Consider the following 410-nt stretch of genomic DNA (forward strand, 5'->3'; position numbering starts at 1 on the left):
GGTTTAATAGATGACACTATAGATTACACGATTACGGTAAGCAATACAGGAAACGTAACCTTAACAGACATTGATTTAATTGATCCAAACGTTACGATTATCTCAGGCACGACACCAATTGCAAGTTTAGCATCAGGCGAGAGTGCAACCTTTGTTGTTCGTCAAGTAATTACAGCAACAGACATTGCTAATGGTTATATTGAGAACAGTGCAAGTGCAACAGGCGACAGTCCAAGTGGCACAGACGATGTCAGTGATGATTCGGATACAGACGTAGATCCAAATGGTAATGCGATTGCTAACAATGAAACTGTAGATTCACCAGATGGCGATGGCACAGATGATAATGATCCAACGAATGATCCAACGGTAACTATTTTAGATGACAATCCAGAATTGACTGTAACAAA

General features: G+C 40.0%; 1 pseudogene. It reads left to right on the top strand.

The annotated features are described in order from the left end of the window. Positions 1-410 (top strand): annotated as a pseudogene (locus Q0891_RS17245) (hypothetical protein); the annotation flags it as partial.

The organism is uncultured Winogradskyella sp. (assembly GCF_947498005.1).
Classification (GTDB): Bacteria; Bacteroidota; Bacteroidia; order Flavobacteriales; family Flavobacteriaceae; genus Winogradskyella.